Source organism: Acinetobacter sp. YH01025 (assembly GCF_013420185.1).
In the GTDB taxonomy this organism is placed as follows: Bacteria; Pseudomonadota; Gammaproteobacteria; order Pseudomonadales; family Moraxellaceae; genus Acinetobacter; species Acinetobacter indicus.
Genome location: NZ_VOYR01000003.1, coordinates 216,838 through 232,395, shown reverse-complemented (window position 1 = coordinate 232,395; position 15,558 = coordinate 216,838). Strand labels below are relative to the sequence as shown.

Here is a 15,558-nt window from a genome sequence, read left to right as displayed (position 1 = left end):
TTGTTTGATGTGCTGGAGATGACCGTTGACAAAAGTCGTAGCGCTGCTTGCAAATTTTAAAAAATCAGGAAAACCCCATGTCGATATGGATGGCAATGCTTATAGGCGCTGCAATAGGAGTGGTGCTGACCACCATCATTTTAAGTCATAGCCGCAATGGCCGGATTAAGGCCGAATATGAACAGTATATTGCCGAGCTGGAGCTGGAACATCAGCAGGCACTGGCGCAGGCCCAAAAGCGCAGCGTCAATACCAGCCGCGCGGTGCTCAAAGGGAAAATGGCCGAGCAGATGGCACCAATTATGCCGCAATTTGAATACTTGCCCAGCGATGCCAAATTTCTGGGCGATCCGGTCGATTATATCGTATTTGATGGCTATACCGACTTTCGGGATGGCGATGGTCGGGCTGAGGATATTCAGGTGGTGTTAATTGATATTAAAAGTGGCGGCGCACGTCTGACCAAAGGCCAGCAGGCCATTGCCGAAGCCATTCAGCAGGGGCGACTGCGCTTTGAAACCATCCGTATTGATTTCGAGGATTAACCTTTTTTGATGACTGAACTTTCTCGTGAATAAAATACTGCTCAGCCTGACGGGACTGGCTCTGATGATCTGGCTGTGGTCGGAATATTTTCGTGCCATCCCGCATCTACAGCAGTCGGGGGTGTTAAAGAACTTTGCGCTGGAAACTGAAGGGGATTTTTCCGGGCAGTATCAGGTCGTGGCAAAACGCTACTACAGTCCGGACCGGCGGGTGATTCATCCGGCTGCACCGGTGGTGGGACATTTTAATGATCTGGCCTATGTCAGCAATATTGATCTGCTGTTGGCCAAAGAAGATTTTAGCGCATCAGGCCAGGCCCAAACGGTCGATTTTGAACAGACCCAGCGCTGCTATCAGTTTCAGGTGGCGTCCACTAGCTCGCTTGCAGCACAACAGGTGATTGCCAACACGCTCAATATTAGCGCCATTGCTGCCAGCGAACAGATTGCTCAGCGCCTGCGCCGTGTTAAAGCCGGGCAGCGTATAGTGCTGCGCGGCGAGTGGGTCAAGGTGCGTTCAGTCAGCACGGGGCAGTATTTTCAGATCAACCATTACCCGCTACCAGCGAACAATTGCCGGATAGTACGGGTGCAGCAGCTTCAAGTACTGGATTAACCGCGTTTAAGCCGGTTTACGCACACGGGCCAGCAGCATCCGCTGGCCAATTTTCGGAATACCGGCCGCATCTATCTCGTATTTTTCCTGAAATTCAAAACCGGCCTGCTGTAACAGCAGCGCCAGATCGCGGTTGAGATGACAGCCATCCGCCAGCCGTTTTTGTAGCGGCGTGAGTAGATGCTGCAAGCGTTGAATATATAAATTTTCAGGATGCAGCACATGCTCGACCAGATGCAGGCAACCACCCGGTTTCAGTACCCGATAAATTTCGGCCAGACACTGTTCAATCTGTTGCACGCTGCATAAGGTCCAGGTTGATACTACATGCTCCAGACGATTATCGGCAAAATCCAGCTGCTCAGCTTTGCCAGCCAGATGCTCCACCAGAATGGCACTGTCACGAATCCGTGTTTCGGCCAGCTGGAAAATCTCCAGGTTTGGCTCCAGCGCATAGACTACATCGACATTTTGGTAAAAGGGTAAATTCAGCCCGGTGCCAAAGCCAATCTCCAGTACCTCACCCTCAATTGGCAGCAGCAATTCACGGCGTAAATCCATCAGGCTCGGCGTCTGCATCACCTGATTCAGCAGGTGTGGGAAAATATGCTGTTGATAGAATTTATAAAGCATTGAAATCACATATTTTTATTTAATCTATGTTTATTTTAACTGAGCCGCGCAGGCAAAGACAAAAATGAGACCAAAGATAACCATTTTCTTACCATTTCTTTATTTTCTGCTGATCAACATCGATTAATATCAAAGATATATCTGTTCTGACTGAAGGATCTGAGACTCTCATGAAGCTGCGCTTTGGACTTATTTCGTTTATGACGGCCGCCTTGTTACAGACCAGTGCCATGGCATCGGTCGACTATAATATTGCCAAAGGGTTAGCGCCGGCATCTGCCGATCAGTCGATTTCGGTCTTGCAGTCCTTTCGTGGCGATTTCCGGATTTTAGGTTCAAAAACCTATACCGATGATGAGCAGGCCAAGTTTTCTCCGATTGATTATGCCGTGAGCTGGGGCCTGTTTGCAGAGCCGGAAATTGCCCGGCATATTACGGTAAATCAGTACGACCGCTATTTAAACTGGAAGATGGATCGTTTGCCGGTGCCGGCAGAGCAGGCCATGCAGATGGTTTCCAATATGCACATCATTCCAGCCAATCCGAACATTGCCAAACAGATCAAGCAGGTCAAACGTGGTGATCTGGTGCGTTTAAGCGGGGAACTGGTGGAAGTTAAAGACAAAGATATGGTCTGGACGTCATCACTCACCCCGACCGATACCGGCGATGGTGCCTGTGAAGTGTTTCGGGTCAGTTCAATCCAGTGGATTGAAAAAGTAAAACGCAGTTAATGTGGCCTGATGGGTAAAATGTAGCAGCAGGGGAATGTCGATGAATCATAGGTGGATGAATCATAGCAAGACGCTCATTCTCTGTAGCTGGCTGGGGCTGTTGACCCTCAGCGGTTGTGGCAGTGTCAGTACCCCGGTCGATGGTACTCATGTTTATCATGCCGATCAGCAATGTCCGGCACTGTTAAATTTAAAGATCGGGGAAACTCTGGAATTGCGTCTGGCAGAAAATCCAGCCACCGGCTATCACTGGTCGGTGATGCAACATCCGTCCATCTTTAAGCTGGAAACCTTGTATCTACAGGCGGATGCAGAAAATACTCAGCATGACTCCGCGCAGTTAAATGCGGCTGGAGAAAAAACTTTCCGTTTTCGTGCGGTTCAGGTCGGTGAAGGACTGATTCATTTAAAACAGGCCAGGGCGGGAGAACCGCTTCCCTTGGCAGAATGGAAATGCCGGGTGCGCGTGGCTTAAGACCTGAACATCAGACATAAAAAAACCTCTGTTTTTAGAGGTTTTTCGTTTTAAAGGCTTATTTGGCCGTCAGCGCTTCGCCTTCAAACTGTACACCAGCCCAACCTTGCTGCATAAACTGGCGGATATTCTGGTGATCGGTGGCTTCAGGCGTAGCCAGTACCGCCGCATAGTGTTCAGCAAACAGGCTTAAGGTTTGCGCGTGGTCTAAGCCATTTAATTTGGCAAAACTCAGTACTTTGGCGCTGCCCTGGTTTTCGGTGGCGGCATTGTGTTGCTGGCCATTGCTAAACGCAGTTGGCGTGTGGGTATAACGTGCATCAATATAGGCAATCACATCGGCAAAGTTCGCTTTGCCTGCATGCAGCTGGGCCAATAAATCTTGAGCCATCATGTTCTCAGTCCATAGAAAAAATTGGTAAAAGCCCTGCGACAATAGCATGTTTTTTCGCAGGGGTTTAGCCTATTTCGGCCTCAATTTTTGCACCCATTAGATGAAAAAATCTGCGCTTTGGCCCAACTTGTGGATAAAATGGCAGTTATACACATGGGAATCAACACGACATGAATTGGCTTTGGGTGGCATTGGGTGGAGCAATCGGGGCAAGTCTACGCTATGGCCTGAGTCTGTGGCTATTTAAGCCCGGTGTGTTATTTCCCTGGCCGACCTGGTCGGTGAATCTGCTCGGCTGTTTTGCTGCCGGAATATTCTTTGCCTTCAGCCAAAAGTTCCCGGTACTACAACAGGAGCTTCGACTGTTTCTAATGGTGGGTATTTTAGGCGGCTTTACCACCTTTTCCAGTTTTGGGCTGGAAACCTTTCAATTGCTAAAACAGGGACACACCAGCGTGGCATTAATGTATGTGATCTCAAGTGTGATTTTGGGTGTGCTCTGTCTGGCGGTGGGTTTTTATCTGTTTCAGGTGCTATTAAATACGAAATAAAAAACAGGAAAATCAACTGCATAAAATAAAAAAATGAAGCCTGGCTGGAGATAAAGGTCTAGGCTTCATAAAGGATGTGTATGCCAATTTTTTTTTACTGCGTGGCTTAGTCCTTGCTGCGTTTAAAACGGGCAAAGCGTTTATTGAAGCTGGCGACACGGCCTTCATTGCTGGCCTGACGTTGCTCACCGGTATAAAACGGATGCGAAGCACTGGAAATATCTAAAGTCATATAGGGATAGATTTTGCCCTGATATTCCTTGGTCTGCTGCGGCTTCAGGGTGCTGCCAATAATAAAATAGGCATCGGCATTGGTGTCGTGAAACAGCACTTCCTGATATTCGGGATGGATCTCTGGACGCATAACAATTCCTCATGTTTGCTGAATATTGTAATGTTATAACGTAACAAATAAAAAGTAAAGTCAGCCCGAATGGGTCATTCGGGCTCAGCGTGGTTTTTAATATATGGTTTAAGCGTGTGGTGGAACCAGTTCTTCAAACAGATCATTTAAATTGTCATGCACTTTTAAATGAATCAGATTCCAGTAATGACCCGATACCGTACGGTTGACCATTAAGGTATCGGGTGATGGCTTGAATACATCCCAATATTTTAACGAGGGTTTCATCAGTTCCATACCATCATGATGGGCCGAGTTTTCGGCAAAATCATAATCGGTGGTCAAAGGGCGCATCAGCACTTCCAGCCAGGCCTGATACAGTTCTGGCGGGAATTTGCCTTGCTCGGACAGGGAGTGCAGGGCAGTCAGTTCCTGTTCCATTAAGGCAATATTCTGGGCACGGCCGGCCTGAATCAGCGCTTTAAAATGCTGCACAATGTCATTGGACAAGGTCTTCACACCGCCGTAATCATAAATAATCACGCTGCCATCTTCACGGAAGGCAAAGTTACCCGGATGCGGGTCACAGTGGAAACGCTTGAGATAGAAAATTTCCTGACCAATAGCGCGAAACAGCCGGCGTCCCAGTTCATTCCGGGTCGCCAGTGGCCACTGGCTGGCGGTTTCAATACTGTCACCCTGTTCCAGACTTAACGTTAAAATATGCCGGGTCGAATAGTCCTTAAAGACCTGCGGAATAATAATTTTACTGTCCAGCGCCTGATGGAAGGTACGCGCCACTTCCAGGTTTTGTGCTTCAATCTGGTAGTTCAGCTCATTGTCCAGACTGTCCTGAATTTCCTGGAACAGTTTGTCCTGCAATTTGCGGTCAATTTTTAACACACCCATTAAACGCAAGGCCAGACGCACCTGTTTCAGGTCACTTTCACAGGCTTCATCGACACCCGGATACTGGATTTTCACTACCACCTGTTCACCCGTCGGCAAAATTGCCTTATGTACCTGGCCAATGGACGCGGCGGCAAATGGGGTTTCATCAAAATGCTGGAAAATCTGCGCGAGGGGCTTGCCCAGTTCTTTTTCAATTTGTGCCTGAATTTCGGCAAAAGGCATGGGTGGTGCCTGACGTTGTAATTTGCTGATGGCCCGCGCCACTTCTGGTGGGAAAATATCTTTATATTGTGAGGCAATTTGCCCCACTTTCATGACCGCGCCTTTCATTTCTCCCAAGGTATCGGCAATCTGGATGCCAATATCCTGAAACAGTTTGCTGCGTGCGGCATTTTTCTGCTCATCATCGGCAGAAAAGTTTTTAATTGAATTGGAAACAGTTTTGGTGGCGATACTGGCGGTCATACTGGCCAGTTTCATAAAGCGACGACCCGGTGTACTAGCCGTTTTTGCCATGCGAGGTTCCTTAAGATCATCTTGACTATCTGCCTTGAGCATACCGGCAGTTGGGTGAAAAGCCTACTTTAAATTGTTAATAAGCAATTTCACTGCATGCTACAAATAAAAAAGCCGGCGGTAATAGCCGGCTAAAGATGATGAGAGGCGAATCGCTTAGCTGCTTTGACTCAGGCGCTGGTTGTTCATATACAACCGGATCAATAACAGTACACAGGCCACGCTCAAGCCGACAATCAGGCCGACCCAGACCCCGGCGGCGCCCATGCTGCCAAAGCGGGAAAAATACACCCCGACCGGAAAGGCAATGACCCAGTAGGCCAGCATGGTAATCCACATTGGGCCTTTGGTGTCCTGCATACCGCGCAAACAGCCGGCTGCACTAATTTGCCAGGCATCCATTAGCTGGTAGGCAATTGCAAACAGCAGCAGATACATCGCCACCTGTGCCACATCGACATCCGAGGTATAAATCGAAATAATTTCCGGACGGAACAGCCACATAAAACTCATGGTTATAAAGGCCAGCAGGGTTGCGGTAATCAGCCCCAAATACTGCACGCGGCGCATGGCAGCCCAGTTTTTTTCACCATAATAGGTGCCAATGCGGATGGTCAGTGCAATGGCTAGAGACATCGGAATCATAAACAGCTGTGAGGTCACCGACATGGCAATCTGGTGTGCTGCTACCAGCGTTTCCCCTAAGGGGCTAATCACGATGGCTGCGGTACTGAAAATACTGACTTCAAAGAAAATTGCCAGGCCAATCGGCAGGCCGAGCATTAAAATCCGTTTCATCCAGTAACGGTCGATGGGTTCCCAGCGGGTGAAAATCTGGGTGCTTTGGTAGGCGCTGCTTTTGGAAATATACAGCGCCAGGGTAGTAAACATCAGCCATTGTAAAATGGCCGTGGCAAAGCCGCAGCCGGCACTGCCCAGTTCAGGCAGCGGCCCTAAACCATACATAAAGATCAGGTTCAGTGGCACCAGTACTACCAGCGCCAGCAGACTGATAACCGTCACCGGACGCGGATAACCCAGCGCCTCGGAATAGCCACGTAGCGCAGCATACATGGTCACCGCCGGCATACCAAACCCAATGGCATGCAGAAACAGTCCAGCTTTCGGTTGCAGGCTTTCTGGTACTCCAAGCAGCGGCAATAACAGCGGTGCCAGCTGTAAAATCAGGCAGGCAATCCAGCCCAAAATAAACGCCACCCATAACGATTGCCGGGCAATGGTGGCAATTTTTTCCGGTGTACGCGCACCATTGGCCTCGGCCACCAGCGGCGTGGTGGCAATCATGATGCCGCTAAACAGCAGCATCACCGGAAGCCACAGCCCCACACCGACTGCAATTGCGGCTAAATCGGTCGGTGAAAACTGACCGGCCATAATGGTATCAATTAGCCCCAGACCGGCCTGGGCAAATTGCGTCACCAGAATCGGAATCATTAAACGGAACAGTTGTTTTAATTCAAAACGTGTGCTGCCAAGCGTAGCCACAGTTATTACCCATATTCATCATGTGCTTAGAACAGAGCGATTAGCGTTGTAAAGTGAGAAGCACACCTATAAAAATCACCACGCCACCCAGAAGACGTTGCCAGTTGATGGGTGCTTTTTCTGTGCCCAGGACACCAAAATGATCGACCAGCATCGACATGGCAATCTGGCCAAACAGGATTAAACCGGTCAGGGTGAGATAGCCGAGTTTCGGTGCTGCATAAATACTTAAACTGATGGCATAGACCCCTAACACGCCGCCCAGCCACATATACCAGGGCAAATGGACGATCTCGTGCAGATTGGGTTTGGGAACCTGTTGAAAAAACACCAAAATAGCCAGCACTATTGTACCAACCAAAAACGAGAAAAGGGCAGCCTGCAAAGGAGAATATAAATATTCGCGTAGCTGGGTATTGATGGCGGTTTGCAGGGTCATGGCAATCCCGATCCCCATGGCCAGCGGCATTAAAAGCAGTAATTGCGAAGATATTTTCATCATTCTAACACGCTAATTCTTCTGTAATTTTTTCTAGTGTAGCGGTATTCGCTGTGAGATTTTATCGGTGTCCTGATGCAGTCATGTTAAAATATGCATCTTCCTTTGCTGTTTTTGAGCTTGTTCCTTGGCTGAATTGAATCCTGCGTCTGTTCCCTTGTCCCTCTATATTCACATGCCGTGGTGTGTGCGCAAGTGTCCGTATTGCGACTTTAACTCGCATGCCGTCCCGGATGGCAAACTGTCACTGGATTTAGAACAGCAATATTTACAGGCCTTGGTCGCCGATTTTAATACGCAGCTGGAATTTGCCCAGGGCCGTGAAATTCACAGTGTGTTTATTGGCGGTGGGACCCCATCGCTGATTTCAGCAGTCGGTTATCAATGGCTGTTTACACAGCTTAAAGCGCTGTTGCCGTTTCAAGACGATTGCGAAATTACCTTAGAGGCCAATCCGGGCACCATTGAACATGATCCTTTTGCCGGTTATCTGGCAGCGGGAATTAACCGCCTGTCAATTGGGGTACAAAGTTTTAATAGCGATCATCTAAAAAAACTGGGCCGGATTCATAGCCAGAGCGATGCGCTTTCAGCGATTCACTTGGCGCGTGAGGCCGGCTTTCAGCGCATTAACGTTGATTTGATGCATGGTTTGCCGGAGCAGACTTTGGAACAGGCTTTAAATGATTTAAAGCTGGCGGTTGGGCAGGGCGCGACCCATATTTCCTGGTATCAGCTGACCATTGAACCGAATACCGTATTTTTCCGCACCCAGCCGGTTTTACCGGTCGATGAGGTGCTGGAAGCGATTCAGGAACAGGGTGAGGCCTATTTAAAGGCCAATGGTTTTATCAATTATGAAGTGTCGGCATGGCGGAAGGAGCGACCTTCGGCACATAATTTGAATTACTGGCAATTTGGCGATTATCTGGCGATTGGTGCTGGCGCACATGGCAAAGTCACCCGACCAGATGGGGTATACCGTTTCCAGAAAACCCGTCTGCCAAAAGATTATCTGGCCAAGGTGCCGGCCGAGCATGGACAGTTCAAACGGATTACTGCTGAGGAGATGCCGTTCGAGTTTATGATGAATGCACTGCGCCTGAATGCCGGCGTCGATGCGAAACTTTATGCACAACGTACCGGTTTAAGTCTGGATGATTTGGCACCGGTATTAACCTCACTACGTCAGTGCAAGTTGCTGGTGGAAGATGCCAGCCGGCTGGCCTGTACCGAACAGGGGCATGTGTTTTTAAATTCGGTACTGGAAGAGTTTTTATAACAGCTCAAATTGTTGATCAGGATATTCGCCGTTTTACAGTACTCATAAAAAAGACCGCTTGCGCGGTCTTTCCTTTTTTCGGCTTTGACTTAGTAGTCGAAGCTAAAATGTTCTGGTGCTAATGCTGTCATGGTTTTAGATGGATTGACCATTGCTTCGGCATGACCTTGGGTACGTGGCAATAAGCGTTCAAAGTAGAAATCTGCCACTTTAATTTTCGCTTTGTAGAACTCTGGGGTTTCTGCGCCATCATTCGATGCCAGTTTGGCCGATGCAACGGCCGCCTGCTGTGCCCAGAAGTAAGCCATCATCACATAACCCGAGAACATCAGGAAGTCGACAGAGGCACTTGAGACGATGTCGCGGTCTTTACGTGCTGCCAGCATGATCCGTACAGTCAGGGCATTCCACTGCGCGCATAGCTTGGTTAAGTCCCAGGCAAAACGGCGCATGTATTTATTGCGGGCATGCTGACCACAGAATTTCAGAATTTCTGCGGTATAGTCACGAATCACTTTACCTTTTGAGGTCAGCAGTACTTTACGGCCAATCAGGTCAAGCGCCTGTACACCGGTGGTGCCTTCATACAGGGTCGAGATACGCGAGTCACGTACAATCTGTTCCATGCCCCATTCTTTGATATAGCCATGACCGCCATAAACCTGCATGCCATGGTTGGCGGCTTCATAGCCCATTTCAGTCAGGAAGCCTTTTAGAATTGGAGTATAGAAACCGAGGTGATCATCATGCTGTTCAAAGGCAGCGGTATCGCCACGCTCCAGTGCATCGGTCATTTTGTCGGCAATTTGTGCGGCATGATAAATCATGGCACGACCACCTTCAGCAATAGCTTTTTGCGTCAGCAGCATACGGCGCACATCGGCATGGTGAATAATGGCATCGGCCACTTTTTCCGGATCTTTTTTACCGGACAGGGCACGCATTGACATCCGTTCTTTGGCATACGGTAAAGCACCCTGGAAGGCCAGTTCCGCATGACAGATCCCCTGAATCGCGGTACCAATACGGGCAGTATTCATAAAGGTGAACATGGCATGCAGGCCTTTGTTTGGTTCGCCAATTAAATAACCCACCGCATTGTCAAAGTTCAGCACCGCGGTTGCTGACGCGCGAATCCCCATTTTGTGTTCAATTGAACCACAGGTCACCGGGTTACGCTCACCCACGCCACCATCTGCAGATGGCAGGAATTTCGGTACGATAAACAGGGAAATACCTTTGGTACCGGCCGGAGCATCCGGTAAACGCGCCAAGACAATATGGACAATATTTTCGGTCAGGTCATGTTCGCCGGCAGAAATAAAGATTTTGGTGCCTGAAATGGCATAAGTACCATCGGCTTGCGGTTCCGCTTTGGTTTTCACCTGACCTAAGTCAGTACCACATTGTGGCTCGGTCAAACACATGGTTCCTGACCAGGTGCCTGCCACCAGATGCGGCAGATAGGTATCTTTTTGTTCGTCTGTACCGTACTGGATAATGGTGTTGATACAGCCCACACTTAAACCCGGATACATCTGAAATGACCAGTTGGCGGTGCCCATCATTTCAGATTTGATCAGGTTTAACGACATTGGCAGGTTTTGACCGCCGTACTGTTCTGGATAAGACAGACCTTGCCAGCCGCTTTGCACAAACTGGTCATAGGCTTCTTTAAAGCCTTTTGGCGTTTTCACTTCGCCATTTTCAAAATGACAGCCTTCCTGGTCGCCGGTCTGGTTCAAAGGAGAGAGGACATTTTCACAAAAATCAGCCGCCCCTTCGAGAATCATGTCGACTGTTTCTGGATCTGCTGCTTCACCGTTAGACAAAGTTTGATAATGTGCTGGATAGTCAAACACTTCATTCATTAAGAAACGAATATCGTGTAAAGGCGCTTTATATGCTGGCATAACATTAATCCTGATTTAAAAATAGTTTTGGATTATCTGATCGGATAGTTTGATTATTCACACTGCGCATCAAAATACATTGATGTTGAATTCAGTTAAAAATGTCAGAAAAGCGAATCAATAGAATCTTATAGACGTGGGATCAGTTCTAATTTAGGAGAAAATCCTGCCCTTGTCACCACTGTTTTTTGTATTCTATTTATTTAAATTATAACAAAATAAAACATAAGTGAGCATGATCTAGGACCAAAGCCTAATGGCCGGCAAGGTGTTTAAATCTGGGCAAAACGGTTGCCATATTTGTGTCATTAAATCCAATCATAATGCGGGTTAATTGTGCAGCCTAAATCTCAGCCATAAAAAAGAACCGTGCAAGATCGGTTCTTTTTCCGGGAAAAATCGCAGATTTTAAAGAAAATCTTTTAAATCGGGTTTGACCCCATTCCAGATTGAAAACGATTCAATTGCCTGTCCAACCAGCATGCCAAAGCCTTCCGAGGTTGGAATCTGACGGGCCTTGGCCTGTTCCAGAAAACTGGAGGGCTTGCCATAAGCCATTTCATAAGCATGTTGAAATTGCAGCGCATCCGGCAGGATTAAGGCATCGCCACTCAAGCTGGCCGATGTCGCATTAATGACAATGTCAAACTCGCCAGCCAGGGCATCCAGACCAATGGCAGACAGTTCGGCCTGTGGTACGGCTTGCTGCAAATCAGCCACCAGCTGTTCGGCGCGCGCCAGAGTACGGTTGGCAATCACCACTTTTTTGACGCCGGCCTGAACCAGCGGATAAATCACGCCACGGGTGGCGCCGCCGGCACCAATAATCAGAATTTCGGTATTGTCCAAATTCCAGTTCAGCGCACGAATGGCATCGACCAGCCCTTGACCATCGGTATTGTCCCCATGCAGCTGGCCATCTTGCATCCACAAGGTATTTACAGCTTTGGCGGTTTTGGCCCGTTCGCTGAGTACATCACACAAGGCAAAGGCCTGTTCTTTAAACGGCACGGTGACATTCATGCCCACCCCACCTTCGGCAAAGAATTCACGAATATTGGCTTCAAAACCATCCAGCGGTGCCAGGCGTTTGCGATAGACCAGATCAACCCCGGTTTTTTCGGCAAAGGCATGATGCAGTTCTGGAGAGCGGGACTGTTCAATCGGGTTGCCCACAACGGCAAATTGTTTGCGCATTTTCACATGATCCATGTGCTGAAATGCCCATCAATATACGCCAAATCGGGCAGGGGCTAAAGCCTGCAAATGATGAACAATTGGAATAAATCCAATAAGCAAAACGACACAATCGGGTGTCGGGCAGGGAAGAGGAGGATAAGGTAAAAGAAGAGAAAATCGAATAGAGAAAAATAAAAAGATCAATAAAGCAGTCTGATCTGTAAACCTGTGACGGCTTAAGGATTACAGATATCTAAAATAGTATCTAAAACCAGCAAGACTGAAGTAAAGACCAGGGCAATCAGGGCAAAAACACTGGCCACAATCGACAGGCTGTCACTTAAAGGATGTTCGAAAATAAAGGTAATACTGAGAGAGCAGACTAGAAGACTGAGAATCAGCCAGAACAGCAGGCCTTTGTGTTGAGCAATGAAATTTTGCAGCATGGGAGCGTTCCTTAAATCGATACTGGCTTAATTCCATCTTTTGCCAGACACATTAAACCAAGACTATAGAGTCTACTCGCTTTAAATGAAAGTCTTGTGAAGAGTTGGCGAAAAAGTGTATGCAAATATATTTAAACGTATGCGACTTGCAAGCGTGTGTTGCAGGAAAAAAGCTACCGCTATTTGCGGTAGCTTTTTAGAAACTTATTGTAGTTCGCGTAGCCAGTCATGCGGCTTTAAATAATAGTCGGTGAGTTTTTTCTCTGCGGAATCGGCATCCCATTCCGGGCAATAACTCCAGCCGGCCAGGTTGGGCAAGCTGACCAGAATGGATTCAATCCGGCCGCCAGTTTGCAGGCCAAACAGCGTGCCGCGGTCATAGACCAGGTTATATTCCACATAGCGACCACGACGATAGAGCTGGAATTCACGCTGCGCTTCGGTATAAGGTTTATCCTGATTGCGTTTAAAAATCGGTAAAATCGCTTCCAGATAGCCATTGCCCACCGCCTGAATATATTCAAAACAGGTGTCAAAATCCCACTGGTTTAAATCATCAAAAAACAGGCCGCCCACTCCACGCTGTTCATCGCGATGTTTCAGATAGAAATAGTCATCACACCACTGTTTATGTTCGGCATAGACCTGCTCGCCAAAGGGCGCACATAAGTCATGTGCCGTCTGATGCCAGGACAGGACATCTTCATCATTCGGATAAAACGGGGTCAGATCAAACCCACCGCCAAACCACCAGATCGGGTCCTGGCCTTCGGGTTCGGCCACAAATAAACGCACATTGGCATGTGAGGTTGGGACATTTGGATTTTTTGGATGAATCACCAGGGATACACCCATGGCCTGCGCTTTGGCACCGGCAATGCCAGGATGGCGTTCGGTTGCTGAGGCAGGTAGTTTGGAGATGTTAATATGCGAGAACATCACCCCGCCTTTTTCAATCACGCTGCCGTTTTGTAAGACCCGGGAACGGCCACCGCCCCCTTCAGGGCGCTGCCAGTCATCAATTACAAATTCAGCCGTACCGCCGCCGGCCCGTTCCTGTTGTTCTAACGCGGCACAGATGCGCGCCTGTAAATCGAGGAGAAATTCACGTACGCGTTGAATATCAGCGGAGGTTGGATGCTGCATGATGACACTCATGAATAAAAAACAATAAGCACATCAAAGCACAGATTGGTAAAAAAATTAAGAGGGGGAGGACTGCTGTACGCTGCGCATGGTTGATCTAAGTGAAGAGGCAACAGCATGAGCTTCCCGATTCCCGACCAAAAGGCTAGGTTGAATTCCTGTTTTAAGCTCCGCACAATAGTGAATACGGGCCTTGTGCCTACCTCATAGGGTCAATTGCAGTGGAGCAATGTAGATGTTGAAACCGGCCAGTTCTCTCGTACAAAAATACAATGTTCCAGGACCCCGCTATACCAGTTATCCGACCGTACCGTATTGGGAAGAGGCCAGTTTTTCTCGCGAGGCCTGGCAGCAAAGTCTGCAACGCGCGTTTGCTGAATCCAATGCCAGCGAAGGCATCAGCCTGTATATCCATCTGCCCTTCTGCGAAAGTTTATGTACCTTTTGCGGTTGCCATAAGCGTGTCACCAAGCGCCACGAAATGGAGCAACCCTACATTCAGGCAGTGCTGAAAGAGTGGGATTTATATTGCCAGTTACTGCCAGACCGGCCGATGATTAAAGAAATCCATTTGGGTGGCGGCACGCCGACTTTCTTTTCTGTAGCCCATTTACAGCAGCTGATTCAGGGCATTCTGGCCAAAGCCACAGTCGCGCCCGAGCATCAATTCAGTTTTGAAGGCCATCCGAACAATACCACCCGCGAACATTTGCAGGCGCTGTATGATCTGGGCTTTCGTCGGGTCAGCTATGGCGTGCAGGACTATAATGAAAAGGTCCAGAAAGCCATCCACCGGATTCAGCCTTATAAGCATGTGCAACGTGTGACTGAATGGGCGCGTGATATTGGCTACACGTCAATTTCGCATGATCTGGTTTTTGGCTTGCCTTTTCAGAATCTGGACGATGTTTTAAATACCATTCAGCAGACCACCCAGTTAAATCCAGATCGTCTGGCCTTTTATAGCTATGCGCATGTGCCGTGGATTAAAGGCAATGGCCAGCGCGGTTTTAAAGATGATGATGTGCCAAAAGATGAACTGAAACGTACCCTGTATGAAGAGGGCAAGAAGAAATTGCTGGCGCATGGTTATCATGAAATTGGCATGGATCATTTTGCCCTGAAAAGCGATGCCATGTATCAGGCTTTTCAGCAGGGCAGTCTGCACCGTAACTTTATGGGCTATACCGCTTCCAAAACCCAGCTGATGATTGGGCTTGGGTTATCTTCCATCAGTGATAGCTGGTACAGCTTTGCGCAAAATGAAAAGACCCTGGAAGATTATTATGCGCGACTGGAACAGAATGAAATTCCGGTATTTCGCGGGCATGTATTGACCGCTGAGGACCTGATGATTCGCCGGCATATCCTGAATTTGATGTGCAGCTTCCAGACCTCATGGGCCGAGCCAGAGATGCAGTTCCCGGAATTGCCTGAGGTGCTCAAGCAGCTGGAAGAAATGCAGGAAGATGGCTTGTTAACGCTGTTTGAGGATCATTTACAGGTTACGGAGCAGGGCAAACCGTTTGTACGTAATATCTGTATGGCGTTTGATTTGCGTTTAAAACGTAAAGTACCGAGTACCCGTATTTTCTCGATGACGATTTAATTTTTATCTTATCCAATTCAGCATTCAATCACATGACCCGGCGACAGGGAGGTCGCCATTTCACTGTATGGCAGGGATGCCATATCAGTGAAATAAAGGGGTTTGGTTACTTTGCCCCGTCAAAGTAACAAAGAAAAAGCCTTCATGCAGAATGAAATGTTATTGATACAGGTAGTCTGCCAATTTGAAATAGTTTAAAAAGAAGCCATTTAATCGAGATAAGCGGAAAGGCGACATTCCTGTCGCCGGTCATTTGATT

Annotated in this window: 17 protein-coding genes; 7 read left to right on the top strand and 10 right to left on the bottom strand. The window is 48.1% G+C overall.

What is annotated here, in order from left to right:
• Window positions 1-77 precede the first annotated feature (77 nt).
• A complete protein-coding gene (locus FTT89_RS05240) occupies window positions 78-545 on the top strand; it encodes a Holliday junction resolvase-like protein (RefSeq protein ID WP_005180383.1) in 468 nt (155 codons plus the stop codon).
• A gap of 25 nt (window positions 546-570) precedes the next feature.
• A complete protein-coding gene (locus tag FTT89_RS05235) occupies window positions 571-1,161 on the top strand; it encodes a hypothetical protein (protein ID WP_286425167.1) in 591 nt (196 codons plus the stop codon).
• A 6-nt stretch (window positions 1,162-1,167) separates the two neighbouring features.
• Here the strand turns inward: FTT89_RS05235 and FTT89_RS05230 are convergent, their stop codons facing one another.
• Window positions 1,168-1,794, bottom strand: a complete 627-nt coding sequence (locus FTT89_RS05230; protein ID WP_168384184.1) for a class I SAM-dependent methyltransferase — start codon at window positions 1,792-1,794, stop codon at window positions 1,168-1,170.
• Between the two features lie 200 nt (window positions 1,795-1,994).
• On the opposite strand from FTT89_RS05230, the gene FTT89_RS05225 reads away from it, so the two are divergent.
• Window positions 1,995-2,528 (top strand): hypothetical protein, encoded by a 534-nt coding sequence (locus FTT89_RS05225; protein ID WP_370459245.1) that lies wholly within the window; start codon window positions 1,995-1,997, stop codon window positions 2,526-2,528.
• Between the two features lie 55 nt (window positions 2,529-2,583).
• On the top strand, window positions 2,584-3,003 hold the full coding sequence (locus tag FTT89_RS05220) for a protease inhibitor I42 family protein (protein ID WP_035363407.1): 420 nt from the start codon (window positions 2,584-2,586) through the stop codon (window positions 3,001-3,003).
• 58 nt (window positions 3,004-3,061) lie between these two features.
• Here FTT89_RS05220 and FTT89_RS05215 read toward each other — a convergent pair whose 3' ends face one another.
• The gene (locus FTT89_RS05215; protein WP_035363454.1) at window positions 3,062-3,394 is read right to left on the bottom strand and encodes a HopJ type III effector protein; all 333 of its coding nucleotides are present in this window, start codon (window positions 3,392-3,394) and stop codon (window positions 3,062-3,064) included.
• A gap of 173 nt (window positions 3,395-3,567) precedes the next feature.
• On the opposite strand from FTT89_RS05215, the gene crcB reads away from it, so the two are divergent.
• Window positions 3,568-3,948, top strand: a complete 381-nt coding sequence (gene crcB / locus FTT89_RS05210) for a fluoride efflux transporter CrcB (RefSeq protein WP_104491954.1) — start codon at window positions 3,568-3,570, stop codon at window positions 3,946-3,948.
• Window positions 3,949-4,054: 106 nt separating this feature from the next.
• Here the strand turns inward: crcB and FTT89_RS05205 are convergent, their stop codons facing one another.
• From FTT89_RS05205 to FTT89_RS05190, 4 genes are all read right to left on the bottom strand, one after another.
• Window positions 4,055-4,312: a type B 50S ribosomal protein L31 gene (locus FTT89_RS05205; protein WP_016658507.1), complete on the bottom strand. Its 258-nt coding sequence runs from the start codon at window positions 4,310-4,312 to the stop codon at window positions 4,055-4,057.
• A gap of 108 nt (window positions 4,313-4,420) precedes the next feature.
• Window positions 4,421-5,719 carry an AarF/ABC1/UbiB kinase family protein gene (locus FTT89_RS05200; protein WP_016658508.1) on the bottom strand — a complete coding sequence of 433 codons (1,299 nt, stop codon included), beginning with the start codon at window positions 5,717-5,719 and terminating at the stop codon, window positions 4,421-4,423.
• A 156-nt stretch (window positions 5,720-5,875) separates the two neighbouring features.
• The gene (locus tag FTT89_RS05195; protein WP_218954826.1) at window positions 5,876-7,174 is read right to left on the bottom strand and encodes an MATE family efflux transporter; all 1,299 of its coding nucleotides are present in this window, start codon (window positions 7,172-7,174) and stop codon (window positions 5,876-5,878) included.
• Window positions 7,175-7,265: 91 nt separating this feature from the next.
• Entirely contained in the window at window positions 7,266-7,724 is a 459-nt protein-coding gene (locus FTT89_RS05190; RefSeq protein ID WP_016658510.1) for a DMT family transporter, read from the bottom strand.
• Window positions 7,725-7,851: 127 nt separating this feature from the next.
• Between FTT89_RS05190 and hemW the strand changes: the two genes are divergently transcribed.
• Window positions 7,852-9,006 carry a radical SAM family heme chaperone HemW gene (gene hemW / locus FTT89_RS05185; protein ID WP_180172735.1) on the top strand — a complete coding sequence of 385 codons (1,155 nt, stop codon included), beginning with the start codon at window positions 7,852-7,854 and terminating at the stop codon, window positions 9,004-9,006.
• A gap of 89 nt (window positions 9,007-9,095) precedes the next feature.
• On the opposite strand, the gene FTT89_RS05180 is transcribed toward hemW, so the two are convergent.
• From FTT89_RS05180 to hemF, 4 genes are all read right to left on the bottom strand, one after another.
• Window positions 9,096-10,919: an acyl-CoA dehydrogenase C-terminal domain-containing protein gene (locus FTT89_RS05180; RefSeq protein WP_016658512.1), complete on the bottom strand. Its 1,824-nt coding sequence runs from the start codon at window positions 10,917-10,919 to the stop codon at window positions 9,096-9,098.
• A 408-nt stretch (window positions 10,920-11,327) separates the two neighbouring features.
• Entirely contained in the window at window positions 11,328-12,116 is a 789-nt protein-coding gene (aroE, locus tag FTT89_RS05175) for a shikimate dehydrogenase (RefSeq protein ID WP_075168246.1), read from the bottom strand.
• A 218-nt stretch (window positions 12,117-12,334) separates the two neighbouring features.
• Window positions 12,335-12,544 (bottom strand): hypothetical protein, encoded by a 210-nt coding sequence (locus FTT89_RS05170; protein WP_016658513.1) that lies wholly within the window; start codon window positions 12,542-12,544, stop codon window positions 12,335-12,337.
• 204 nt (window positions 12,545-12,748) lie between these two features.
• Complete coding sequence (gene hemF / locus FTT89_RS05165; RefSeq protein WP_180172734.1) at window positions 12,749-13,690, bottom strand: oxygen-dependent coproporphyrinogen oxidase; 942 nt, start codon at window positions 13,688-13,690, stop codon at window positions 12,749-12,751.
• Between the two features lie 235 nt (window positions 13,691-13,925).
• On the opposite strand from hemF, the gene hemN reads away from it, so the two are divergent.
• On the top strand, window positions 13,926-15,299 hold the full coding sequence (gene hemN, locus FTT89_RS05160; RefSeq protein WP_180172733.1) for an oxygen-independent coproporphyrinogen III oxidase: 1,374 nt from the start codon (window positions 13,926-13,928) through the stop codon (window positions 15,297-15,299).
• The last annotated feature ends 259 nt before the right edge of the window (window positions 15,300-15,558 follow it).